This is a genomic window from Streptomyces sp. NPDC057682 (assembly GCF_042799575.1).
Taxonomy (GTDB): Bacteria; Actinomycetota; Actinomycetes; order Streptomycetales; family Streptomycetaceae; genus Streptomyces.
This window is the reverse complement of record NZ_JBHVIN010000015.1, coordinates 30550-53911: the sequence shown is the minus strand read 5'-3', so window position 1 is coordinate 53911 and position 23362 is coordinate 30550. Positions and strand designations below refer to the sequence as shown.

The 23362-nt window shown below is 69.4% G+C and carries 27 protein-coding genes and 1 pseudogene; 21 read left to right on the top strand and 7 right to left on the bottom strand.

What is annotated here, in order from left to right:
• Positions 1-100: 100 nt before the first annotated feature.
• On the bottom strand, positions 101-487 hold the full coding sequence (locus ACFVDM_RS26070; RefSeq protein WP_383644807.1) for a hypothetical protein: 387 nt from the start codon (positions 485-487) through the stop codon (positions 101-103).
• Positions 488-691: 204 nt separating this feature from the next.
• Here ACFVDM_RS26070 and ACFVDM_RS26065 point away from each other — a divergent pair, with 204 nt between their 5' ends.
• Entirely contained in the window at positions 692-973 is a 282-nt protein-coding gene (locus ACFVDM_RS26065) for a hypothetical protein (RefSeq protein ID WP_383645438.1), read from the top strand.
• 360 nt (positions 974-1333) lie between these two features.
• On the opposite strand, the gene ACFVDM_RS26060 is transcribed toward ACFVDM_RS26065, so the two are convergent.
• Positions 1334-1486 carry a hypothetical protein gene (locus ACFVDM_RS26060; protein WP_383644804.1) on the bottom strand — a complete coding sequence of 51 codons (153 nt, stop codon included), beginning with the start codon at positions 1484-1486 and terminating at the stop codon, positions 1334-1336.
• A gap of 239 nt (positions 1487-1725) precedes the next feature.
• Between ACFVDM_RS26060 and ACFVDM_RS26055 the strand changes: the two genes are divergently transcribed.
• The 14 genes from ACFVDM_RS26055 to ACFVDM_RS25990 all read left to right on the top strand — a co-directional run bounded on the left by ACFVDM_RS26055 (position 1726) and on the right by ACFVDM_RS25990 (position 13876).
• Complete coding sequence (locus ACFVDM_RS26055; RefSeq protein WP_383644801.1) at positions 1726-2106, top strand: peptidoglycan-binding protein; 381 nt, start codon at positions 1726-1728, stop codon at positions 2104-2106.
• Positions 2107-2288: 182 nt separating this feature from the next.
• A complete protein-coding gene (locus ACFVDM_RS26050) occupies positions 2289-2561 on the top strand; it encodes a hypothetical protein (protein ID WP_383644798.1) in 273 nt (90 codons plus the stop codon).
• A gap of 133 nt (positions 2562-2694) precedes the next feature.
• Positions 2695-3756 carry a glycosyl hydrolase family 18 protein gene (locus tag ACFVDM_RS26045; RefSeq protein ID WP_383644795.1) on the top strand — a complete coding sequence of 354 codons (1062 nt, stop codon included), beginning with the start codon at positions 2695-2697 and terminating at the stop codon, positions 3754-3756.
• A 243-nt stretch (positions 3757-3999) separates the two neighbouring features.
• A complete protein-coding gene (locus tag ACFVDM_RS26040; RefSeq protein WP_383644792.1) occupies positions 4000-4647 on the top strand; it encodes a hypothetical protein in 648 nt (215 codons plus the stop codon).
• A gap of 442 nt (positions 4648-5089) precedes the next feature.
• Positions 5090-6409 (top strand): amidohydrolase family protein, encoded by a 1320-nt coding sequence (locus tag ACFVDM_RS26035; RefSeq protein ID WP_383644789.1) that lies wholly within the window; start codon positions 5090-5092, stop codon positions 6407-6409.
• A 76-nt stretch (positions 6410-6485) separates the two neighbouring features.
• Complete coding sequence (locus ACFVDM_RS26030; protein ID WP_383644785.1) at positions 6486-8033, top strand: SLC13 family permease; 1548 nt, start codon at positions 6486-6488, stop codon at positions 8031-8033.
• Positions 8034-8059: 26 nt separating this feature from the next.
• On the top strand, positions 8060-8734 hold the full coding sequence (locus ACFVDM_RS26025) for a GAP family protein (RefSeq protein ID WP_383644780.1): 675 nt from the start codon (positions 8060-8062) through the stop codon (positions 8732-8734).
• A gap of 164 nt (positions 8735-8898) precedes the next feature.
• Complete coding sequence (locus ACFVDM_RS26020; RefSeq protein WP_383644776.1) at positions 8899-9255, top strand: alpha/beta-hydrolase family protein; 357 nt, start codon at positions 8899-8901, stop codon at positions 9253-9255.
• Between the two features lie 114 nt (positions 9256-9369).
• A complete protein-coding gene (locus ACFVDM_RS26015) occupies positions 9370-9672 on the top strand; it encodes an urease subunit gamma (protein ID WP_383644772.1) in 303 nt (100 codons plus the stop codon).
• Positions 9669-9968, top strand: a complete 300-nt coding sequence (locus ACFVDM_RS26010; protein ID WP_383644769.1) for an urease subunit beta — start codon at positions 9669-9671, stop codon at positions 9966-9968. Before ACFVDM_RS26015 ends, ACFVDM_RS26010 begins: the two co-directional genes overlap by 4 nt.
• Positions 9965-11674, top strand: coding sequence for an urease subunit alpha (locus tag ACFVDM_RS26005; RefSeq protein WP_383644766.1), 1710 nt, complete (start codon positions 9965-9967; stop codon positions 11672-11674). The genes ACFVDM_RS26010 and ACFVDM_RS26005 overlap by 4 nt, the downstream gene beginning before the upstream one ends.
• Before the next feature lie 25 nt (positions 11675-11699).
• Positions 11700-12365: an urease accessory protein UreF gene (locus ACFVDM_RS26000; RefSeq protein ID WP_383644763.1), complete on the top strand. Its 666-nt coding sequence runs from the start codon at positions 11700-11702 to the stop codon at positions 12363-12365.
• On the top strand, positions 12358-13101 hold the full coding sequence (gene ureG / locus ACFVDM_RS25995; protein WP_383644760.1) for an urease accessory protein UreG: 744 nt from the start codon (positions 12358-12360) through the stop codon (positions 13099-13101). The genes ACFVDM_RS26000 and ureG overlap by 8 nt, the downstream gene beginning before the upstream one ends.
• A complete protein-coding gene (locus ACFVDM_RS25990; protein WP_383644755.1) occupies positions 13073-13876 on the top strand; it encodes an urease accessory protein UreD in 804 nt (267 codons plus the stop codon). Before ureG ends, ACFVDM_RS25990 begins: the two co-directional genes overlap by 29 nt.
• On the opposite strand, the gene ACFVDM_RS25985 is transcribed toward ACFVDM_RS25990, so the two are convergent.
• Positions 13846-15141: a DUF1576 domain-containing protein gene (locus tag ACFVDM_RS25985; protein WP_383644751.1), complete on the bottom strand. Its 1296-nt coding sequence runs from the start codon at positions 15139-15141 to the stop codon at positions 13846-13848. The genes ACFVDM_RS25990 and ACFVDM_RS25985 overlap by 31 nt on opposite strands.
• A 36-nt stretch (positions 15142-15177) precedes the next feature.
• Here ACFVDM_RS25985 and ACFVDM_RS25980 point away from each other — a divergent pair, with 36 nt between their 5' ends.
• Positions 15178-15777 carry an XdhC family protein gene (locus ACFVDM_RS25980; RefSeq protein ID WP_383644748.1) on the top strand — a complete coding sequence of 200 codons (600 nt, stop codon included), beginning with the start codon at positions 15178-15180 and terminating at the stop codon, positions 15775-15777.
• Between the two features lie 332 nt (positions 15778-16109).
• A complete protein-coding gene (locus tag ACFVDM_RS25975) occupies positions 16110-17312 on the top strand; it encodes an IS110 family transposase (RefSeq protein ID WP_383644745.1) in 1203 nt (400 codons plus the stop codon).
• An 18-nt stretch (positions 17313-17330) separates the two neighbouring features.
• Here the strand turns inward: ACFVDM_RS25975 and ACFVDM_RS25970 are convergent, their stop codons facing one another.
• From ACFVDM_RS25970 to ACFVDM_RS25960, 3 genes and pseudogenes are all read right to left on the bottom strand, one after another.
• Positions 17331-17549, bottom strand: coding sequence for a hypothetical protein (locus ACFVDM_RS25970; protein ID WP_241990208.1), 219 nt, complete (start codon positions 17547-17549; stop codon positions 17331-17333).
• A 24-nt stretch (positions 17550-17573) separates the two neighbouring features.
• A complete protein-coding gene (locus ACFVDM_RS25965; protein WP_383645453.1) occupies positions 17574-18341 on the bottom strand; it encodes a hypothetical protein in 768 nt (255 codons plus the stop codon).
• 123 nt (positions 18342-18464) lie between these two features.
• Positions 18465-18653: pseudogene (locus ACFVDM_RS25960) on the bottom strand (hypothetical protein); the annotation flags it as partial.
• Positions 18654-18797: 144 nt separating this feature from the next.
• Between ACFVDM_RS25960 and ACFVDM_RS25955 the strand changes: the two are divergent.
• Positions 18798-19436: an HAD family hydrolase gene (locus ACFVDM_RS25955; protein ID WP_383644742.1), complete on the top strand. Its 639-nt coding sequence runs from the start codon at positions 18798-18800 to the stop codon at positions 19434-19436.
• Here the strand turns inward: ACFVDM_RS25955 and ACFVDM_RS25950 are convergent.
• Positions 19416-20723 (bottom strand): helix-turn-helix transcriptional regulator, encoded by a 1308-nt coding sequence (locus ACFVDM_RS25950; RefSeq protein ID WP_383644737.1) that lies wholly within the window; start codon positions 20721-20723, stop codon positions 19416-19418. The two genes, ACFVDM_RS25955 and ACFVDM_RS25950, sit on opposite strands and share 21 nt — an antisense overlap.
• Before the next feature lie 252 nt (positions 20724-20975).
• Here ACFVDM_RS25950 and ACFVDM_RS25945 point away from each other — a divergent pair, with 252 nt between their 5' ends.
• Genes ACFVDM_RS25945 through ACFVDM_RS25935 form a run of 3 tightly spaced genes read left to right on the top strand, consistent with a single transcriptional unit; the run spans position 20976 to position 23322 of the window.
• Positions 20976-21656 carry a 6-carboxytetrahydropterin synthase gene (locus ACFVDM_RS25945; protein WP_383644734.1) on the top strand — a complete coding sequence of 227 codons (681 nt, stop codon included), beginning with the start codon at positions 20976-20978 and terminating at the stop codon, positions 21654-21656.
• On the top strand, positions 21653-22213 hold the full coding sequence (locus ACFVDM_RS25940; RefSeq protein ID WP_383644731.1) for a phosphoribosyltransferase: 561 nt from the start codon (positions 21653-21655) through the stop codon (positions 22211-22213). The genes ACFVDM_RS25945 and ACFVDM_RS25940 overlap by 4 nt, the downstream gene beginning before the upstream one ends.
• On the top strand, positions 22210-23322 hold the full coding sequence (locus ACFVDM_RS25935; protein WP_383644728.1) for a glycosyltransferase family 4 protein: 1113 nt from the start codon (positions 22210-22212) through the stop codon (positions 23320-23322). Before ACFVDM_RS25940 ends, ACFVDM_RS25935 begins: the two co-directional genes overlap by 4 nt.
• Positions 23323-23362: the final 40 nt, after the last annotated feature.

The window sequence follows — 23362 nt, the reverse complement described above, 5'->3', positions numbered from 1 at the left end:
CCCGCCGGACGGGCCGACCGGCACCTGCCCCTGGAAGAACAGGCCCAACGCTCTCCCCAGGTACGGACAGCGCAAGGGGCGGACACGGGTCTGGAATCGATCAATCGGCACGCCGGAAGCGGAAGGGCTTCCCGCCCTGCAGGCCCGTGGGAGTCGCTTCCATGGTGTCCCCGTCGACCACGACCTCCAGGCTCACCGGAACGTTGACCGTGATACACGCGGAACTGAACGCGATGCGGTACTCCAAGCCGTCGCCCTCGTCCTTGGCAGTCACCTTCGCGTCCCCGCACAGCCTCATCGGCGACGTACCGAGTATGGCCTTGCCGTCCTTGTCGACGCGGATCATCGCCAGGTCCGCGAAGTCGGAGAACCCCGACGGCTGCGGCCCGTCCGCGACCCACTCCCCGGTGATCGGCTCCGACTCCTCCGAGCACCCGACGAGCAGCAGTCCGACAGCGAGGGCGGTCACAGCGAGCGTTCGACGCATACGGGTCTCCCGGTGACGGACGGCTGGCTGGGCCGCATTCAATCAGATACGGCGCGAGGCGCGTCAGCAGATCGCCTGGTCCGGCATCCAGGGCGGCTGCGCCGATGTCTCATGCGGTAGCTGGCGGCGTCACTCAGCTTGTTCTTTTTCTTCCGGACCCGACGCCGAAGGTTGGGCAGGCAGCCGCGTGATCGTTGATCTGTGATGCGCCACAGCTCGCTGACCTGGCAAGATGCTCATATGGAAACTGGGTTCCCCTGGGGGTCTACACCAACCGTCGATATCCGCCTGTGGCGTGCTGACGCGATCGTGCTGTTCGACTGGCTGATGAGCACCGACCTGCACACCGTACCGATCACGCACCCGGCTCAGAAGCAGGCTCTCGTAGACCTGCTGGCGCGCTTGGAGGATGTGGACGTCATGGAGTCCACCGAGGAAGAGATCGCCGCAGCCCAGGCCGAGGTGGCCAAGGACATGGGTTGGTAGGGACTCGCTCGAGGTCCGTGATCGCGGACTTCGAACGGTGTCTCGAACTGGGTCGCTCACCTGGGGATTCGCCGGACGCGGGGGCGGCCTTCGTCTGGTCATGTGCTCCGACCAAGGTGCACTGACCAAGACGAAGGGTCGGGTAGCCGGGGCGCCTCCGCGTCCCGGCCCCCTCAGAACCGGACGTGCGGCTTTCACCGCATCCGGCTCAAGCAAACCCCTCTGGGCTTCGATTGCACCTCGGGTCCTTTCCTTCCGGGGGTGCTGGTGAGATATGCCGACGACTTCGTGGTCATTACCCATACGAGGGAAGGACTGGAGAGTTTTTCCGCGTCGTCAGGGACCCGCATATCGTGATCGTCAGCGACGCCGGCTACAACCCTTGACGGTGAGGATGTGCCATCCTTCGGCGATGGTGTCCTCCTGGGCCTTCCGGGCCTGGTCGCGCAGCGCCTGCGCGCGGCGCCGGGCGCGGGCGGCGGCTTCTTCCATTTCGTAGTCGTCGTAGGTCATGTGCCCATGCTTTCACCGCCGGTTGGGCGTGGCGGGGGAGATGTCTGAGAGACGGTTCGGTCGGGAAGGCGGCCGTCGCGGGCACCGGTGGGTCGACGTGCGTGCGGTGTGCGCCGGGTGATGCGGTGTGGGTGCGCTTGTGCGCCCCTTCGGTATGCCGCCTGCGGGGCCGGTGCGGGGATAGCTTCGTAACTTATATCGAGTGGCGGGCCGGGCCCGCCGGACTGGAAGGAGTGCTGGTGCTGAAGCGTGCGGGGTTGTCGGTGGCTGCGGCTGCTGTGCTGGCCGGGGCTGTGGTGCCCGTTGGTCTGACGAGTGAGGCGTTCGCCGTCGGGGCAAAGGCGGGGGTGTGCGAGTCGTCGGTGGACGGTACGTACTGCGGCTACTACTCGGGGTCGGCGTACACCGATCGCGGTGATGCGGGAGCCCGGGTGAGGGAGATCCAGGCGCTGCTGATTCAGAGTCACGGGTACTCGGTGGGTCCGAAGGGTGTGGACGGCTACTTCGGGGCGGGCACGGTGTCGGCTGTGAAGCGGCTCCAGAAGGCCCATGGCTGGAGGGCCGACGGCATTGTGGGGGCGAGGACGTGGGTCGCGCTGCGTGGGGAGCCGGTGCGCTGAGGGCGTTCTTCTCCGGCAGGGGCGAGCGCCTTTCCCTGCCAGGCGACCGGTCGGGATGTCCCCGGAGCCCTGGAGCGCGGCGGCCGGCGAGGTGCTGGCCGTCACCTGCCGCGGGTGCCCGGAAGGGTGAACCGGCGGCAGGTACCCCGTGTGGCCGCCGGGCCGGGGCTACGCTCACCCGCATGAGCGGTGCGGGGGACGAGCGGCGAGTGCGGGTGGTCTACCGGCGCGTCGGGGCGCGCGGCGGCTCCAACGGCTCCACGCCCCCGGAGCCGTTGGAGGTGTCCGTGGGCCGGTCCGCGAGCGAGGACGTGGCGCGGGCGGTGGCCCGGGACGTCCGCCCCTACCTGCTCAGCCCGGTGTACCGGGTCGTGATCGAGGAGGGTGGCCGCAGCGGCTACGTGCTGTGCGGCGTCCGGACCGGCGGCGAGTTCGTGATCGAGAACTTTGCCTGAGCGAGTGTGTGAGAACTCCGGCTGGGAGATGTGTCCCGGACCTGCTTTCGGCGTGCGCCACACGTCCTCCGTCTGGGTGACCCTGGCAGTGGTCAAGGGGATCTCCGGGAGCCAGGCCGATCATCATGGGCGCATGAATCGATCCGTATCCCGACGTACCGCCCTTGCTGCTGTGATCGCTGGTGCGGCTGCTGCGGGTCTGCCCCATGCATCTGCTCTGGCCTCCGATCGTCGCGTAGCGGCCGAGGAGAGCAGTTCTGCGAGCACGGCGTATCGTTACTCCGTCAACCTCGAATCCTGGGCGCATCCGTGGGTGAGTGATCCAAAGGCCGCGCATCTGGCCAATCTTCCGTCGTACGTCGGCACCGTCGTTTTGTGCTTCATGCAGCCTGACGCGCAATACACGCGCGGGTCCTATTCGTTTCAAGGGACCGGCGTCCAGTTCTCCTTCGACGGGACCGTTGTGCGTGATGCGGTGTCCCTGCTGCGCGAGCGCAACCCCGGCGTCGAGGTGCTCGTCTCCGTCGGCGGCGCTACCTACCACAACTGGGCGGGCCTGAACGTGCGGGCGATCGCCGACTTCGTCAGGGACTTCGGTCTCGACGGCGTCGAGGTGTGCTACGAGCCATCGGGCCCGGGGTGCGTGCCGTCCGGGGGTGGGTATACGTGCCGCACAGACGCGGAGTACACGTCGATCGTGAAGGAATTCTCCAAGGCACTGCCCACTGGATCGACTCTCGCGGTCGCCGCATTCCACGTGGGCGCCTATGGCGAGGGGGCGTGGGCCAACTCCCAGCCGGTATCCGCCTACACCGGGATCTCGCTCGGTCTGCTGCGCTCGGACGCGGCCAGTGCGATCACCCGGCTGAACGTCATGGCCTATGACGCCAGCACCGTGTACAACCCGAAAGAGGCTCTGGCCGCCTACCAGCACTACTTCAAGGGACCCGTCCTGCTCGGTGTCCAGATCGCACCCGAGGCATGGCCGCAGGAAGATTCACCCTACGCCCACGTACTGACACTTGACGAGGTCAAAGACCTGGCCAACGAGGTCAAGGCCCGAGGCGCCGGTGGCATGTCGCTCTGGAGCCTGTACAAGCAGCCGAAGTCCGGCACGCCTAGTGCCCGGGAGGTCTCCCAGACCATCTGCGACGCCCTGGAACTGGGCGACAGCACACAGCCGTGGCCGTGGTAGCGGGGGATCACGGCAATGGATCGGTGCGCGCAAGGCGCACCGTCCGGTGGAGAGATCATGTCAGGCGCCAGGGTCGTGGCTGGGCCCCGGTGTGAAGGGCGGGTGACCCTGCTGCCCACCGCTCCCCGAGCACGGCCGACCCCGATGCCTTCCGCGCAATATGCACTCGCTGTACATGTGTTACTACTTTGGGTTACGGCACAGATTTGTGCCCTCTCCTCGCGATCCTCTGGAGGATCACGCATGCCCGCACGCCTGCACCGCACCCTCGCCGCCACCGCGACCGTGCTCGCACTCGCAGCCCTGCCCGCCCTCACCAGCTCCCCGGCAACGGCCGTCCCCGCCCCCACGCGCGCAGCAGCAGCAGCAGCAGCCGAATCGTCCCTTCCGCCGATCGGGGCGGAGATCCCGTCGTCCATGATCTCCATCAACACCCCGATCCGGATCGGAGGTTCGCTGCTCCGGGTGGACCTTCGAGGCGGCATCAAGCAGCGCGTCGAGCCGAACCCGGACAACCCGAACCACAGCGTGCGGCTGCGCACCATTGGCTTCCGGATGACGGGGGAACTCCCCGACGGTGGCACGATCACCATGGAACAGAACGACATCGACGTGGACGCGAACAGCACACTGACCGTGGAGCAGGCTTCACCGCCCAAGCTCGTGGAGCGGGACGAGCTCTCGTTCTCGGTCACGATCGAGCAGCCTGACCAGGACCCGGTCGTACTGGTCTCCAGGGACCCCATGGTCCTCAAAGGAAACCTCACCCAGTTCCCCGCACGAGGTGACCTCTACCGGCTTGTCCAGCCGGTAGACCTGGTGGACCCGGAGAACCCCGACTCGGCCACAGCCACCATCGAGCAGTTCCCCGTCAGGCGCGGCGGCCTGTAGGACGCAGCAGCGCCGAACGAGCCCAGTGCCCGGGCCCGCCTTCTGTTCCCCACAGGCGGGCCCGAGATACACCCATCGGCTCCGAAGATTTCCCCTCTGGCTTTGTTCACGAGAATGGGTTCTGGCTCACTTGAAAGTGAGCCAGAACCCATTCTCGTGAACATAACCAGGCGTGGCGTTCTTCGAGATCCCTGAATACGTCGCCGATGATTGCTGCGCTAATGACGTGCGGTCCCACCTGGCCGGAACCGCATGTCAGCAGCACGCCCCCGAGGTCGTGGGGGCGTGCTGCACAAGGCCGTCCCCACCAAGGCCACCTCTACCAAATGAGGCGAGCAGAGCTACGGACGATCGCCGTCCTCAACGCGCACACTGCGGACTGTCTGGCCAAGGACGTATGAGCGCATCCACCACCACAGGTTCCGTACCCGAGGAGTCGACTATGCCGCGTCCGTTTGCCCTGGCCCACGCCACGATCGTTACCGGCGATGCCGAGGGGACGGTGCTGCCCGACCGGACGGTCGTGGTGGGCAGCGATGGGAACATCGAGAGCGTCGGGGCCGCGACGGACACACCGGTGCCCAGCGGCTACCGCACAATCGGCTCACAAGGGCGGTTCGTCCTGCCGGGCCTGATCAACGCGCACGCGCATCTGTTCTCCGACGGCAAGCCCCTGCCCGCCATCCTGCTCAAGGAGTCCGCGCAAGGCGCGGTCCAGGTCCTGGGCCACAGCCCGCTCGGGAAGATGCTGTTCAAACGGCGCGCGAAGACGAACATCACGACTCAACTGCACTCCGGTGTGACCACGATCCGCAGCGTCGGGGACGTCGACTACGAGGTGGTCAAAGTCGCGGACGAGATCGACCGGGGCAAGTACGCCGGCCCCCGCGTCCTGGCCTCCGGTCCGCTTCTGGCGATGACCGGCGGTCACGGGGCCCCGCAGATCGCCCTGATCAGTGACTCCCCCTGGGAAGCCCGGCGCAACACTCGCCGCAACCTGAAGCACGGGGTCAAGGCGATCAAGATCTCCGCGACCGGCGGGGTCACCGACGCCCGCACCGTGGGCCACGCGGGACGGCCGGAGATGACTCAGGAAGAGATGACGGCGATTTGCGAGGAGGCGCACAACGCCGGTGTCCTGGTCGCCGCCCACGCCCAGAGCGCGGAAGGCATCCTCGCGTCGCTGCGCGCCGGAGTCGACACGATCGAGCACGGTGCGCGCATGACCGAGGAGATCATCGATCTGTTCCACGACAACCCGCGCTCGCTGCACGGCACGTCAGCGCTCATCCCCACGCTCCAGGCATGCCTGCCGCTGGTGAAACTCTCCCAGGAGGTCACCGGCATCAACGACGTGAACAAGGCCAACGCAGAGCTCGTCCTCGAGGAAATGGTCCAGAGCATCCACACCGCCGTGGAGCACGGGATCACGCTCGGAATGGGGACCGACTCGGCCCTCACCTTCGTCACCCATTACAACACCTGGCGCGAACTAGACCTCTTGGTCCGCTACGGCGGCCTCACTCCCGCCCACGCACTCAACGCCGCGACCCGCACGAACGCCACCATCCTGGGCCTGGACGCTGTCACCGGCTCCATCGAGGCGGGCAAGGCCGCCGACCTCGTGGTCCTCGCGTCCAACCCCCTGGACGACCTCCGCGCCTTGGCCGACCCGCACATGGTCGTCGCACGCGGCACGGTCATCGAACACCCATCCATCACCCGCTACCCGGACATCGACAACATGCTCGACACGTTCTGACCACCCGGCCCGGCCTTGAGCCACCCCCGTTCGCGCAGCGGCCCCCGGCCCACAGCAGAGAGGCGGTCCGACCCCGATGACCGCAACCCTGGTGATCCTGCTCCTGGCCGTCACCGCGTTCATCTCCAACAAGATCGCGCCCCCGATCGTCGCCCTGGCCGTCGCCCTCGCGCTGTACGCCACCGGCACCGTCACCCTTGCTGAGTCCCTGGCCGGGTTCAGCGACCCCGTCGTTCTCTACCTGGCGGCCCTGTACGTGGTCAGCGAATCTCTTGACGCGACCGGTGTGACCGCCTGGGCCGGACAGCAACTGGTTCACCGGGTCGGAGGCAGCCTCACCGCCGTCACCGCCGCGCTCATGCTCGTGTGCGCGGCCCTGACAGCACTGATCAGCGTGAACGGTGCCGTGGCCGCGCTCGTACCCGTCGCGGTCATGGTTGCCACCCGTACCGGCGAGCCGCCGTCGCAGATTCTGATGCCGCTGGCCTTCGCCGCCCACGCAGGCTCCCTTCTCACGCTGCTGGGCACACCCGTCAATGTCCTGGTCTCGGAACTGTCCGTGGAAGCTGGCTCCCGCCCCTTCGGCTTCTTCGAGTTCGCCTTTCTCGGACTCCCTCTCCTGGGCGGCACCATCCTGACCTCCCTTCTCATGGGAAAGCGTCTCCTGCCCAGCCGTCAGCCCATGAACGCGCGCCCCGACCTCAGCTTTCACGCCGAGACTCTGGCCGCCCACTACGCCGTCGACGACGACCGCACCTCCATCTCCCACAACCGTGGGGTGAGCGAAGTCATGATCGCCCCCCGCTCCCCATTCGAGGGCAGTCCCGTCTTCCCCGGCATGCGAACCCAGTCCGGTGACCTCGTCGTCGTCGCCGTCCACCGCGCAGGCGAAGACATCGGCAGTGCCCGGCTGCAGGCTGGCGACGTCGTCGTGCTCCGCGGAACCTGGGACGCCCTCGACCGGCAAGCCGGACACCCCGGACTGCTGCCCGTCAACCCGCCCTCCGAACTGCGCCGCCACGCCGTGCGACTGGGCGCCCGCTCCTACACCGCCCTCACGGTCCTGGCCGCCATGTGCACCATGCTCGCGCTCGACATCGCCCCCGCAGCCATCGTCTCCCTCACCGCCGCAGGGACACTGGTCGCACTGCGCGTCCTGTCCGTCCCCCAGGCCCAGCACGCCATCTCCCTGCCGACGCTGCTGATCGTCGCCGGCATGGTCCCCATGTCGACGGCCATCCAGAGCAGCGGACTCGCTGACTCCATCGCGGACGGGCTGCTCCGAGCTTTCGGCGACCGCTCCCCTCTCCTGCTTCAGCTGACGATCGTCCTCACCGTCGTCGTCATGGGCCAGTTCATCTCCAATCTGGCGACCGTACTGATCGTGGCCCCGATCGCGATGACGGCCGCGGCGACCGCCGATCTCTCGCCCCTGCCGCTGCTCATGGGAATCACCGTGGCAGGCGCGGCCTCCTTCATCACGCCCGTCGCCACCGCCGCCAACCTCATGGTCCAGGAACCCGGCGGCTACCGCTTCGGCGACTACTGGCGCCCGGGGCTGCCCAACCTCGCCCTGTTCGTACTGGCCGGATCCTTCCTCGCACCGCTCATCTGGCCCTACTGACCCATCCACCACCGGAAGGCACACACATGTGGACGGCACTCGGTGACGCCCTGCCTCTGGCGACCGGCCTCGCACTCAGCCCACTCGCCGTCATCACCGGCGTCGTCCTGCTCCTCGGCGACCGAGGACGAACCAAAACCGCCATGTTCGGCCTCGGCTGGTTCGTCGCGATCTACGCCGTGGCAGCCCTCGCGCTGTGGGTGGTCGAGGCCGCAGAAGACACCGCAGCACAAGAGACAGCCGACGGCGTGGACATCGTCCAACTCGCGTTCGCCGTACTCTTCCTGGCCCTCGCCTACCTCATCTGGCGCAAACGTCCCAGCAGCGGCGAACCCGTCCCCCAGAGCAGACTCCTCGCCCGCCTCAACAACATCGGTATCCCCGGATCCTTCGTACTCGGCCTTGCCCAGGGGGTCGTCCTCATCCAGGCCCTCCCCCTGTCCCTCGGCGCCGGCGCGCGCCTTGGCGAAGCCGGTCTCGAAGGTACCGACGCCGTTGTCAGCCTGCTCATCTTCTCCCTCGTCGCCACCGCCGGTGTGCTCGTCCCCCTGGCCGTCGCCCTTGTCGCAGGCGAACGCCTCACCACCCCGCTACGCAACACCCGCCAGTGGCTGGAGGAGAACATGGCCGCCGTCACCATCACCATTCTGGTTATCCTCAGCGGCTACTTCATGGGCCAGGGCTTCGGCGTCCTTGACTGACGAGCTCGTGCAGCCGCCCGTCGGCCAACCGCACCGGGTACCGCGTCCCGCCCACAGACGGACGCCGGAGGCCATGGCGGTCTCGCCTGTATGGCCTTCGAGGAGCAGGTCGCCGTCGGCGCTGTCCTTGTGCACATCCTGACCAGTCAGGATGTGCAGGCGCATTGCCTGGCCGTCGCCCTTCCGACTATGCCGTGCCGGACGCGCCGTGGGGGCGCCGCCGGTCGGTCTACCTGCAGAACGGCTCCGATCCGGTGGTGTGGTGGTCTCCGGGGCTCGCCCTCCACCGTCCCGACTGGCTGCACACGCCGCCGGCCCGGGACGTCTCCACCGCCATGCGCTGGTATCCGCTGGTCACGTTCTGGCAGGTCGCCTGTGACCTGGCCGGAGCCGACGGCGTCCCCGACGGCTACGGGCACCGGTACGGGGCGATGCCGACGAGCGCGTGGGCCGAGATCACCCGGCCGCCGGGCTGGACCGCGGCGGAATCGCGGCGCCTCGCACGCCACCTGACGGCATGACACCCACAACGCCACCTTGCATCCGATTTGACATCTTTTGCGCTTATTCTTCAACTGTCCTGGCCTGGTGGCCGTGATGGAGGCCAGCGGCCGCAACGGAGGGAGGAGTCGGGCATGCGCCTGACACCGTCGGATTCCGAGAAGCTGTTGCTCAGCGTGGCCGGGATGGTCGCGCGCGACCGTCGTGAGCGGGGTATCCGGCTCAACCATCCGGAGGCCGTGGCCCTGCTGTCCAGTTGGGCCATGGAACAGGCCAGGGAGGGCCGGACGGTGGCCGAAGTGATGAACGACGGACGACACGTCCTGACGCGGGACGAGCTCATGGAGGGTGTCCCCGAAATGCTGGGCGACATCCAGGTCGAGGCCACGTTCCCCGACGGGCGCAAGCTCGTCACGATCTCGGAGCCCGTCCAGTGATCCCCGGAGAGATCAGGGTCGGCGAAGCGCCGCTACCCGAAGCGGATGCGAAGGAGCGCAGGACGCTGGTGTTCGTCAACGACGGCGACCGCCCGATCCAGGTCGGCTCGCATCTGCATCTGCCGCTGGCCAGTCCTCACCTCACCTTCGACCGCGCTATGACCGAGGGCTTCCGGCTCGACGTTCCTGCGGGTACCTCGGTGCGCTTCGAGCCCGGCGTCAGCCTCCGATTGAACTGCGTGCGGCTGGCCGGCACGCAGTTCGGGAACCGACCGGGCCGGGAGGGCCACGCATGAGCAGTCCGGGACGGCGCGAAGCGGCTCAGCTGTTCGGGCCCACGGTGGGCGACCAGATCCGGCTCGGTGACACGGATGTGTGGATCGAGGTGGAGCAGGACCGCACGGACCGCGCTGACGCCGCGGTGTTCGGCGGCGGGAAGACCATTCGCGACGGCATGGCACAGGGGACCACGTCCCGCGAGCAGGGCGCGCTGGACCTGGTGATCACCAATGTGGTGTTGCTCGACCACTGGGGCATCGTGAAGGCGGACGTGGGGGTCCGCGACGGCCGGATCGCCGGCGTCGGGCGGGCCGGCAACCCGGCGATCTCCGACGGAATCGAACCCGGGATGGAGATCGGGCCGGGCACCGACGTCATCGCCGGCGAGGGCTGCCTCCTCACGGCCGGCGGCGTCGATACCCATGTCCACTTCATCTCCGAGGAGCAGGTGCGCGAGGCGCTGGCCACCGGCACTACCACCCTCATCGGCGGCGGCGCGGGGCCGACCAAGGGCACCAAGGCCACCAGCGTCACACCGGGTGCCCGGGCCCTGGCCATGATCCATCGGGCCATGGACGAACTGCCCGTGAACGTACTGCTTTTCGGGAAGGGCAGCACCGTCAGCGCCCGGGCGCTGCACGAGGACGCACTCGCTGGTGCGGGCGGCTACAAGATCCACGAGGACTGGGGTGCGAGCCCGCAGGTGATCGACGCCGCGCTGCGGGCCGCCGAGGAGCACGGCCTTCAGGTGGCACTGCACAGCGACAGCCTGAACGAGACGGGCTACCTGCCGCACACCATCGAGGCCATCGGCGGGCGCGGCATCCACGCGTTCCACTCCGAAGGCGCCGGCGGTGGCCACGCCCCGGACATCATCGCGATCGCAGGCGAGCCGAACGTGCTCCCGGCGTCCACGAACCCGACCATGCCGTACACAGTGAACACCGTGGACGAGCACCTGGACATGCTGATCGTGTGTCACGCGCTCAATCCGAAGGTGCCCGAGGACCTGGCGTTCGCCGAGTCCCGGATCCGTGCGACCACCATGGCGGCCGAGGATCTGCTGCACGACATGGGCGCGATCTCCATCATGTCCTCGGACAGTCTGGCGATGGGGCGCATCGGGGAGATGATCTGCCGCACCTGGCAGACCGCGCACGTGATGAAAACACGCTTCGGGCGAGGCGAGTCCGCGCTGCCCGCGGACAACGAGCGGGCCCGCCGGTACGTGGCCAAGTACACGATCTGCCCGGCCGTCGCGCACGGCGTCGATCACGAGGTCGGCTCGGTCGAGGTGGGAAAGATCGCCGATCTGGTGCTCTGGAAGCCGGCCTTCTTCGGCATCCGTCCGGACGCGGTTATCAAGTCCGGTGCGGTGGTGGCCGCCCCGCTGGGCGATGCGAACGCGTCGATCACCACGCCCGAACCGGTGCTGATCCGCCCCGGGCTGCCGGGCCACCGGGCGGCCGCGGCCCATCTGTCGACGACCTGGGTCGCGCCGACCGCGCTGGAGAACGGTCTCGAGGAGCGGCTGGGTCTGCGCCGCCGGATGGCGGCCGTCCGCCCCACCCGGGAGACCGGCAAGCGCGACCTGCCGAACAACACCGCCCTGCCGCGGATCGAGGTGGACCCGGAGACCTTCGGGATCAGCATCGATGGTGAGCGGGTCGATCCGCAGCCGGTGACCGAAGTGCCGCTCGCACAGCGGTACTGCCTGTTCTGACAGCGGATTGCGGCGGTGGATTCTGGTGGACCTGGCAGCACTGGTATTGGCCGACGGAAGGCTGCCGACGGGCGGGCACGCACAGTCCGCGGGGCTGGAGCCCGCGCTCGCCGCGGGCCTGGCCCCGGGGCTGATCCCCGACTTCCTCGCCGCCCGTCTCGACACGGTCGCGTCCGTGGACGCCGCCTGTACGGTGCTGGCGCGGCGCGCGGCGCTGTCCGACACGCTCGGCCCCGCGCTGGCCCGCATCACGCAGGAGTACGAGGCCCGCACCCCCAGCCCGCCGATGCGGGCGGCGTCGATCCTGCTCGGACGGGGAATGGTGCGCTTGGCCGAGCGTCTGTGGCCGGACCGCGCTCCGGTGAAGGCACTGCGCGCCCTGTCCCGGCCCCCGCGGCCGGTGGCGCTGGGCGTCGTCTGCGCCCTCACCGGCCTCGACGACATCCAGTCGGCCCGGGTCTGTCTGTACGAGGACGCGCAGACGGTGGCATCCGCGGCGCCGAAGCTGCTGCCCGTGGATCCGCTGGAGCCCGTGCAGTGGGTGCTGGCCGCGGCCGACGCCATCGAGCGGGCGGCAGTCCGGGCCGTTGGCGTGAACGGCCCGGAGGACATTCCCGCGACGGCCGCACCGCTGATGGAGCTGTGGTCGCTGGATCATGCAGAACGAGAGCGGAGGATCTTCCATGCCTGAACCGACGGCCGTGATCCGACCCGATCGCCCCCGGCGCGCCTTGCGCCTCGGGGTCGCCGGTCCCGTCGGCACCGGCAAGAGCACGCTGATCGCGACGCTGTGCCGCCGGCTGTCCGGCGAGTTGCAGATCGCGGTGGTGACCAACGACATCTACACCGACGAGGACGCCCGGTTGCTGAGGGCCGCCGGCGTGCTGCCTGTCGACAGGATCGTGGCGGTCGAGACCGGGGCGTGTCCGCACACCGCGATCCGGGACGACGTCACCGCCAATCTGCTGGCCGTTGAGGACCTTGAGCGCGCGCTGGCACCGCTGGATCTGGTGATGGTGGAAAGCGGCGGCGACAACCTCACCGCTACCTTCAGCCCCGCCCTGGTCGACGCGCAGATCTTCAGCATCGACGTGGCCGGTGGGGGCGACGTGGCACGCAAGGGCGGGCCCGGCATCGAGCGCGCCGACCTGCTGGTAGTGAACAAGACCGACCTCGGCCCCCATGTGGGGGTGGATCCCGAGGAGATGGTGCGCGATGCGCGTTCGGTGCGGGGCGGCCTGCCGGTGGTGGCGCTCAGCCAGCGCGACGAGACCAGCGTCGACCAGCTCGTGCAATGGGTGAGGGACATGGTCGTCATCCACCGCAACGGCGCCTTGGCACCCACCGATCCGGGCCCGATGGCTCCCCACGTGCACGCCGACGACTCCACCCACGAGCATGCTGACGACACCGCCCGCCGCCGCTGACACAGCGGGCGGCACCAGGGCCGTCCCGGTGCGTGCCACCGTGCCGACGCGGGTACGCGCCGAGCTGCACGGCGGGCGCGTCACGCTGCCGGATCTCCAGGCAGGCGACACGCTCGTGCCCCGGGTGCTCGGCGTCGACGGGCCCCGGGTGCGGGTCGCGCTCGTCGGGCGCCGGGCGACGCTGCTCGCGGACGACCGGGTCGAACTGGACATCACAGTCGGCGCCGGGGTCCGGATGGAGATCGTGGAACCGTCCGGCACAGTCGCGTACGACGCTCACGGCAGGAAGTCCTCCTGGGAGGCGCGGATCGACGTCGCACCCGACGCCTCCCTGGCCTGGCGCGCGGCGCCGTTCGTGGTCGCCGACGGCGCGGATGTCAGCCGGGACCTCGATGTGCACCTGGCCGACTCGGCGGTGGCGCTGCTGTCCGAACTCCTGGTCCTCGGACGGTCCGGCCAGGCCGGCGGCGCGCTGTACGCGCGTCAGCGGGTCCGGCACGCGGGCCACTCGCTGCTGGCCGACGACCTTGACCTGCGCGACCCGCGGGCGAGGGCCCGGCCCGGGATCCTCGGCACTCATCGGGTGATCGGCACCGTCGCCCTCCTCGGCACCCGGCCGCCCTCCGCGCCGGAGCCCCCTGCCGGCGTGCTGGCCGGGCCGGGAGCCATGGCGAGGGTGGTGGCCCACGACGCGCACCGCGCACAGCCCGAGTTGGACCGGTGGTGGCATGCGTGGTGCGGGCTTCACGCCGCGGGGACCTGCACCGGATCCTGAGGGCGGTCGCTGTCGCGCCGCCGGGCGAAGACGAGGGCGACCGGTGTCACCACCGAGGCGACCAGGCCAGCCGCGAACCCGTTGCCGTACAGGTTCAGCCCTCCGGCGAACGCGCCGGTGACCTGGCCGACCGAGACATGCAGGAAGCCCGCCAGCACGCCCCAGTGGGGGCCGAACCTAACGACGACCGGCGCCAGGCACGTGCCGAACAAGGCGGCCCACACCACACCGGGATCGGTGAAGCCGAACGGCTTGGCCAGCGCACCGAGCAGTACGCCCACCATCACCGGCACGATGTTCACGGAGTGCTTGCCGCACGCGCCGAAGCCCATCACGCTCACGATGCCGCCGACGACCGGGCCGTTGAAGTCGGCGCCGACGATCACTACGAAGGCGGTGGCGATCACCCCTACCGCCGCCATGTTCAGCAGCGTCGGCCCGGCGCCGTCCGAGGCGATGAAGTCGGCGGGAGCCTGTCCGGTACGCCGGTGCAGCGCCACGTATCCGCACCACGGCCTGCGATCCAGGACGAATGCCGCTGCGATCACGCCCAGCACCATGGCCGCGACCAGGGTCAGCAACTCGGCGTCATGACCCGATGTCCACACCATCGGCGGCTGCGCGGCCAGTCCGTACGACTGGAAAACGGCGACCACCACCGTGCCGAGGACGCCGGCCACGAACCCCATGTTGTACAGGGTGAAGCCGTTGTGCGCGCGGAAGAGCTGACGGGCGACAGGCGGCACGACGAACCCGATCAGCACCGATGTCGCGAAGCCGAGCGGCACCGAAACCGACCGGTCCAGCGCGGAGTTGAACGCCACCTCGGAAAAGACCGGCGCCAGCGCGGTCGCGAAAATGGCGGTGGTGAGATAGTCGCGCACCGGCTCACGACGGACGACGGCATAAAGGCCGACCCCCATGACGACGGGCCACACATTGAGCACGGTCTTCCCGAACAGAGCGAAGCCGAGAAGCATGTAGACACAGCCGACCGCGGCGCCGTCGACACGTGCCCCGGTCAAGCGGTAGGCGGCGCAGGCGATGAGGGTGAGCAGGCCCGCCTGGACGAACGCCCCGCCCAGACCTCCGAGGTCGATGGAGTCTGTGATCAGCACATCCGGAGCGATCACGATGCGGCCGACCCCGCGCACCACCTCTGCCGGCGAATCCACGAGGAAGCCGAACACGACACAGCCGAGCGCCGTCAGAGCCAGTAGCCACAGCAGGACCGACTCGCTACTTCTGTCCAGATTTGTGTGCACGACTCATCTTGACACGCACCACCGCACCTTGGACTCGTGTCACCTTGCCTCTTCCGCCGGGCCGGTGAATCGGGCTCGGCGCACTCGCTCCCCCTCCTCCCTCAAGGTGGACGGCACCTACGGGACGTTCGAGGAGTTCCAGGGCACCGGCTGCCGGTCGGCTACGTCGACGCGATTGGATCGCGCCGCTCACATCGCGAACGCATATGTTTGCTCCGCGAAACCGATCTGCCTGAGGAACAGTTGGCCCTTCTGCGCTCCCCGATCGGCCTCGATCTCGGCGCACACGTCCCCGCAGAGACCGCAGCGTCGATCACTGCAGTAGTCTCGCCCACGAGCATCGCGCCAGCGGTCAGCCCTCTCGCAACGCCAGGGGGCCATACGCCGGAGTCATCACGCGTAACCCACGGCCATCCCGTGCTGGGCACACCGAACGACCTGAGCACGCGCAAGATCGAGCACGTTCTCCCCTGCCTGCAACAGCACGACGACGGGCTTGCCCTGGCCTGCTCCGACCTCTACGACGAGCTCGTAGCCGAACGGGACGAGCTCCTCGCGCGCATCGATACGCTCCGAGCCCCGGCCGACGCGCCCCAGACAGTCATCGCAGCCAGCCCAGGGGGCCCACCACTCTGAACTCCTCCAAGACGGGTGCGGCCTCATCGAGGACCCGGCGGTACACGCCGCCGCTGACCCCGACCGCGACGACAGCCGCGACGGCTACCCCCCCCCGTTACCGTCTTCGTGGCTCCGCAATGGGGCCTCCGGCCTTCGGGTCCGGCATGACTTCCCCCCCTTGTTGTTCATGATCCGGGGGGTGGTGTCACCGGGCCCGGAGGCATCGACGGACCGCTGATGAGGGGCTTGAGCACCGGTTTCACCCGAGCCGGGAGAGCTCTCCGTAACGTGGATGTGGCAGCTCGGTGCCCTGGCAAGGTCGGACGAAAGCGTGATGGAGGGGCCTGCACGTGATCGACACCGGCGACATCGACGTCTTCCTCGGCCTGGACGTCGGCAAGGGCGAACACCACGCCACCGCCGTCACACCGGCCGGGAAGAAAGCCTTCGACAAGCGCCTGCCCAACACCGAACCCAAGCTCCGCGAGCTGTTCGCGAAACTCCAGGCCAAGCACGGGACAGTGCTGGTCGTGGTCGATCAGCCGGCTTCGATCGGCGCCCTGCCGCTGGCGGTCGCCCGGGACGTGGGCTGCCCGGTCGCCTACCTGCCCGGCCTGACGATGCGCCGGATCGCCGACCTCTACCCGGGCGAGGCCAAGACGGACGCGAAGGACGCGTTCATCATCGCCGACGCCGCCCGCGCGATGCCGCACACGCTGCGGACGATCGACGGCGAGGACGAGACGATCGCCGAGCTGCAGATGATCGTCGGCTTCGACGACGACCTCGCCGGGGAAGCAACCCGGGTCGCGAACCGGCTGCACGGCCTGCTGACCCAGATCCATCCCTCGCTGGAACGGGTGCTGGGACCGCGGTTGCAGCACCCGGCCGTCCTCACACTGCTGGAACGGTTCGGATCCCCGGCCCAGATACGCAAGGCCGGACGCCGACGGCTGATCACCCTGCTGCGGACGAAGGCACCGCGGATGGCCGAGCGCCTGGTCGAGGAGATCTTCGCCGCCCTGGACGAGCAGACCGTCACCGTTCCGGGGACCGACGCGGCCGCGCTGATCGTCCCAAGCCTCGCCGCATCCCTGACGGCGGTGCTCGACCAGCGGAAACTTCTGGCCAGGCGGATCGAGGAACTCCTGGAGGCCCACCCTCTTTCGAAGGTCCTGACGTCGATGCCGGGAGTCGGTGTCAGGACCGGAGCCCGGATTCTGATCGAGGTCGGTGACGGCAGTACCTTCCCGACCGCCGGCCACCTCGCCGCCTACGCAGGTCTCGCCCCGGCAACCCGGAGCTCGGGCTCCTCGATCCGCGGCGAACAGCCCTCCCGGAGGGGAAACAAGCAGCTCAAACGGGCCTTCTTCCTCTCCGCGTTCGCCGCACTCGGCGACCCGGCATCGCGGGCCTACTACGACAAGAAGATCACCCAAGGGAAGCACCACACCCAGGCCCTGCTCTGCCTCGCCAGACGCCGGGCCGACGTCCTGTTCGCGATGCTCCGCGACGGAACCTTCTACGAACCCCAACCCGCTGCGGCCAGGTGAGGGGTCCAGACTGCTCGATCAGTCCTCCGGCCGAAGCCGCTGACGAGCGGCCTCAAGCCGCTGGTCATAGTCAGGTGCGAACAGCTCAGGAAGCGCCTTGTCGAGCGTTCCGGCAATCCGATGGATCGGCGCCCAGACCGCCGGATCGTCGACAACGCGGCTGAGGTCCGTCATCTGGAGCTTCTCCAGCCAGTGCGACAGCACCAGTGCCTCGTCACTTGTGAGCTTGATCGTCACCTGACTATCACTCATGCACACCCCCTACGGCTCGGCCTGCCCTTGACCACACGAACCTACTGGCCTTGGACCTTGACCAAACACATAGGGGCACCCCCCCTGCTGCGCCGCGGCCCGGCCCAGACTCGGAACGCCCAGCAGCACGACGACCGGCATACCGCCGCGCCGGACGGTCGCGAGACCACCCTCGCGCCCGGGCTCCGCATCGACGCGCGGTTCAGGTCGTTTGACGTGGGTGACCCCCAGCTTGTCGGGCGACACGAGAGTGTCAGTGGTCGGCGACACGGGATGTGGCAGTGGTAACCGGGGCTCGGGAAGTAGCGGAGCAGGGAACCCCGGTATGGCGTTCAGGCTGCGCAGGGCGAGGACGGCCAGGGCGAGCAGGACGGGTTCAGCGAAGCGGCTAGCCATCTCGGTGTAGGTGCCCCAGGTCGTGAGGTCCTGGCCGCTGGAGCGGAACACGACGGAGTTCAGGACGACTTGCAGAGCCTTGTCGAAGCGTTCTGCGGTGAACCGGTTGCCGGTGGGCAGTGTCAGCTGCGGGTCCTGCTTGTCCACGGTCAGGGTCACCCGTCCGCCGCCGACCGGGACGGTGCCGGTGGCAGTCTGCTTCGGTGAGGAGTCGGGCAGCCCGAGGCCCATGACGAGCAGGATGGTGATGGTCATGGCGGTCAGCAGCCACGCCAGGGGGCGGGTGGCGCGCAGGCCGTAGCCGGAGAGCAGCCAGTACGCCCACAGCAGGCCACGTCCGCCGGGCGGGGTACCGGTGCGGTCGTGGCGGCGCATCTCCATCCAAGCGCTGCTGACGGTCTCTGCGACGGATATCGACGAGCACCTGCAGGAGGCGATCACTGCGCTTCGGCGGGGTGTTGACGCGCCGGAGCCCGTGATGGCCCTGAGCCACCACTCGGCCCACGCCGCTGTGGCCGCTCTCCACGCAGCCGTTGAGCAGGGCGGCCCCCAGCCTTCGCCCCGGTGCCGTTCGCTCACGAGAAGGCAGGCGCGGGCCTGGCGGGTGGCCTGGACGCGCTGTTCCCCGGTGCTGCCTCCGGGGCCGGGGCGGCCCCGGAGGGAGCGGCGCTCGGCAGCCTGCCGGCTGGCGACCCGAGCCATCAAACCGATCATGAAAACACGACGGCGAAGGGCACGCGGCCGGACCGGACGGGTAGTCCAGCAGGCCGGGACCGGCGTGGCCCCAGCCGGATGGAGCTTGTTCCCGAAACGTGCCGGGCGGCCTAGGCTTCCGGGATGACGACATCTCCGGTGACCCCGTTCGGCGCGGTGGTATTCGACTTCTTCGGTGTCTTGACTTTCAACATGGTCGAGGTGATCCAGGCTTTCGAAGACCGGGAGAAGATCGTCAGCGGAACGTTCCTTCGAGGGTGGGCCTCCCCGGAGGGGCAGGAGTTGTTCCGCTGGCTGGAGCTCGGCCAGATCACCCAGGAGGAGTGGAACTCCAGCTTCGGCAACTTGATCGACGTCGAGCCTGCCGGCTTGATGGCGCGCTACCTCCACGACGCCTTCCCTGCCTACCCGGTGCTCAACGTCGCCCGTCAGGCGCGCGCAGCCGGGATAAAGACGGCGGTGCTGTCGAACTCACTCGGCCGCCAGCCGTTCGACCCGTACGCCGGATTCGACCTCGCCGGTGCGTTCGATGCGGTGGTGCTTTCGGCGGACGTTGGTGTCCGCAAGCCGGATCGGGCGATCTTCCGAATCGTTCTGGACCGGCTCGGCGTGAGTGCGCAGGAGTGCCTGTTCGTCGATGACAGCGAGGCGAACCTGGAGGCCGCCGCCGAACTCGGTTTCACACCGCTGCTGGGGCTGGACGAGAACGTGGTGGCCAGGCGCCTGCGCGAGCTGCTGCGCCTACCCGGCGGCGGGCTGTAGGAAGTCCGTGACGGGCCGGTAGGCGGCGTGCGGGGCGAGTTTGGCCCGCAGCCCCTTCAGCTGGGAAGAGGAACGGGCGGAGTCGACGGAGCCGAGGCAGGCGGCCGCCCGCCAGGCGGTGGCGACGGCCGCATCGAGGTCGGCAAGGGCGAGGTGGGCCTCAGCCGCACGGGCCAGGTAGATGGCGTGGCTGCGGGGGAACTCCTCGTCGACGCTGGGGTGTGCCCGCATACCGGCCTCGAAGCGGCGCAGCGCCTCGGCCGGGTCACCGAGGTCGAGCGCGGACGAGCCGGCGATCATCTCCACCTCCGAAGGGGTCACCCAGTACAGGAATTCGGGTTCGTCGTCCTGCGGGTCTTTGTCCAGCATGGCGTGGGCCAGGTGGAGCTGGCGGCCGGCCGCTGCCTTGGCCCCGGTCTTCGACAGTGCGCGGGCGGTGCGGGCGGCGAGCATCGCCTGCATACGGGGGGTGCTGTGCCGCCCCAGCTGTGAGCGGGCGGTCTCCAGGAGAGCCACCGCGCGGTTGGCCTGGCCGGTGGAGTAGAGCTGGACGGCCGCGAAGGAGATCGTGTAGGCGCCCCCGGTCGTGTCTCCTGCTTCGGCGGAGGCGCGGAGCGACGCGTCGAAGTACTGCTGGGCTTCACCGGGGCGATGGCCCTGGTCGAAGGTGCACCAGGCGACCTGTCGTGCCGCTTCGCCGGCGAGACGGAGCAGCCGGTTCGCGGCGGATCCCTGGTAGCGGCCGGCTTTGAGGAGGGTCACGGTGAGCGACAGCTCCCCGAGGGCCTGCTCGCGGACTTGCTTGCTGCCGAGCTCGTCGTCCATCCGGCGCAGGAGCTCGAGTCGGCTGGCCATGTTGGCTAGCAAGGCTGTGCCCCCGAGGCTGCTCGTGCCCTCGCGGCCAGCGCTGGGGCGGGTGAGCAGGGCGTTGGCCCAACTGCCCGCTGACACCGACAGCGCGGCTCCGACCTTGACGAATCCCCGGCGGTCCACTCGTCCTCTTCTCCCATCTACGAGGTCGGAGAGGACCGCCAGGGCCGCTCCGTCCTGATCCCACGGAACGTTGGACGGCGCCGTTTCGCCGTCGGCCAGTTCCCTTGCGAACCGGCCGTCCGTTCGCAGCGCCCGGTCGTAGGCTGCGGCCACGTCGATGGTCACCGATCTGTTCCCGTTCTCCACGTTGCGCAGGTACGCCGGGGTGAAGCTCGTTGCCTGGGCGAACTGCTCCCAGGACATCCCGGACTCCCAGCGTGCCTGGCGCAGATCGTTCCGTAGTCGCTCGGACATCGCGACGCTCCTCGGGATTTGGGATCGCTCATGGATCGGCGTCCGCCATTGTTCCCGAGGCGCTGGCGGTGTGTGCTCGGTTCAGCACAGATCGCAACGTCCACCCCTGGTACGAGCCGGCCCTGGCATCGCGGTCCGGCGCCCTCCCGTACCCCAGATCCCGAGAGGTGCATGATGAACTCTCCCTTAGAAGCCGGCCCGGCGGCCGGCTCCTTGCTGCCCGGGCGGCTCCCGGACCTTCCGGTGGGCGGCGTGTACGCCATCGGCAAGCGGGCAGCCTGCGACATCGCCCGCACGATCGACGGTGCTGACGGCAGCGACCTGATCACCGTAGAGCTCGTTCTGACGGCCCGTGAGCTGGCCAAGCCCGGTTTCGTCGTCGACTTCGGTAACCTGTCTGGACTTCAGCGGCACGTCGACGCGGTCCTGGACCATCACGACCTGGACACGGTCCTGGCCGATCCCACCGACGCCGGCATCGCCGCCCACATCCGGACGTGGGCGCAGCAGAACCTGCCTGAGGAGGTGCGTGAACTGCTCGCCGACGTCCGGGTCCTTACCGGCCGCCTCCCCGCCCCCGCTGATGACCAGGCCGTCCACTTCCGGGCCCGGCACTGGCTGTGTGACCTGCCCGAGGGCCACAAGTGCGGGCGCCATCACGGGCACGCCTACCTGCTGACCCTCCCGGACCCGGACCGGCCGGACAGACTCCTCCCCGTGCCCGAGAGGCTGCGCGAGTTCGTCCTCTCGCGCTTCCACGCCAAGGCCCTCAACGAGGTCTTGGACCTCAACCCGACCAGTGAGCACCTGGCGGCGGTGCTGACCGCGTGGCTCGCCGAGCATCAGCTCACGGCCCCGAGCGGGCGCGCCTTGGAAGTGCGCCTGTCCGAGACGGCGAGCACCTGGGCGCAGTTCACGCTGGAGCCCGCGTGAGGACCCGGCCCGCCGCCGCGGCTTGCGCGGACGAAGGCGGAGCGCAGGCCGGCCGGATCAGGCACCTGGACTGGGTCGAGGTCCAGGGGCAGGCTGCCCGGATCGCCGACGCTGCCCGCGCCGCCGGGGCGCCGCAGACCTTGGTCGCCGTCGTTCGCGGCGGCATGGGCCCGGCCCTGCTCCTGGCCCACCAGCTCGGTGTGCGCGACGTGCGGGTGCTGGAGGTGACCCACACCCTCGACGACAGCGCCAACGCGGCCAAGACGTGCGAGCCCACCGTCCGCAACCCTGCCTCGTTGGGCGCAGTCGACGGCTTGGACGTCCTCGTGGTGGACGACGTCGCCGGCACGGGTCAAGCCCTGGCCAGCGCGGTGCGGATCGTGGAGCAGGCCGGCGCCGCCCGGGTGCGCAGCGCCGTGCTGGTGGTCAACGAGGCGAACTGGACCGGGAACAAGCCGCCGGAGGAGGCGGTGACCTGGATCGGAGAGACCGTCCGCGGGTGGGTCGTCTTCCCCTGGGAGGCGTCCGCGGCCAAGCGGGCGGAGGGAACATCATGAGCACGGTTGCGCTGGTGCTGCTGTCCTACCGGCCCGATCAGCCTTCGGGTATCGACCGGTCGGTCGGCGCCTTGGCCAAGGGGCTGCGCGAGCTCGGGCACACCCCGCTGGTGCTGGCGGCGGGCCCGGCCGGTCCGCTGGACTCCCTGGAGCCGGGCCTGGTCCGGCTGTCCAGCGTCACCCTGCCGCACCCGGCGACGAACGCCGACGTGCTGGCCGCCCTCGGCGACCCCGCGCCGGTGGTGGCGGAGGTCCGCTCCGTCCTGGCCGAGCATGGCGTGGACGCCGTCTGCTGGGCGGACACCCTGTGGGGTCTGGGCTACCTGAGCCCTGCCCCGACCGGGGTCACCACCGCGCTGATGGTCCACAAGATCCGCCCCGCCGTGGAGCAGCGCTGGAAGGACGCCCTCGCGGGGGCCGACGTCGTCTGCCCGGCCAGCGACTACCTTGCCGACCGCGGTGCGGCGGCCGGGCTGGACACCAGCCGCTGGCGGCCGGTCCTCAACTCCCTGCACACCCTGATCACACCTCCCACGGCCCAGGAGCGGGCCAAGCTGCGCGAGAGCGGGCCGGTGCGGCTCGTCTCGCGCGCGGACCCGGCCAAGGGCCTGGCCGAACTGCTTCGGACTCTGCCCCCGGGCTGGGACCGGCCCGTGGAGCTGGTCCTGGCCGAGGCCGGGTTCGAGCTCCAGGCCGGAGGGCAGGCCCGAACGCTGGCCGCCTGCCGGGAAGTCGAAGCCCGGCGCCCCGGTCTGGTGCGCATCCTGCCGGCGCTCGGCTGGTCCGACGTCCCGGCGTTCTTCGCCGGTGGCGCCGCAACCGTCATCGCCACCCAGGTGCCGGAGACGTTCTGCTTCACCGCCGCCGAGGCACTCTCGGTGGGAACCCCGGTGGTCGGCGTCGACCTGGGCAACGTGCCGCTGCTGGCGGGCGAGGCCGGACGCTACGCACCGCTGGAAGCCGGACCGGTGGCCCTGTGGTCGGCCGTGGCCGAACTGCTGGACAACGCCGGGCAGTACGAGCGGGCCAGCGCGGCTGCGCCCGGACGGGTTGCCCGCTTCACGCCCGAGAAGTCCGCCCGCCAGCTCGTGGACGCCCTCGGGCTCTGAGCAGCGCCGTACCACGCTTCGTCGCACGGGCGACCCGTGC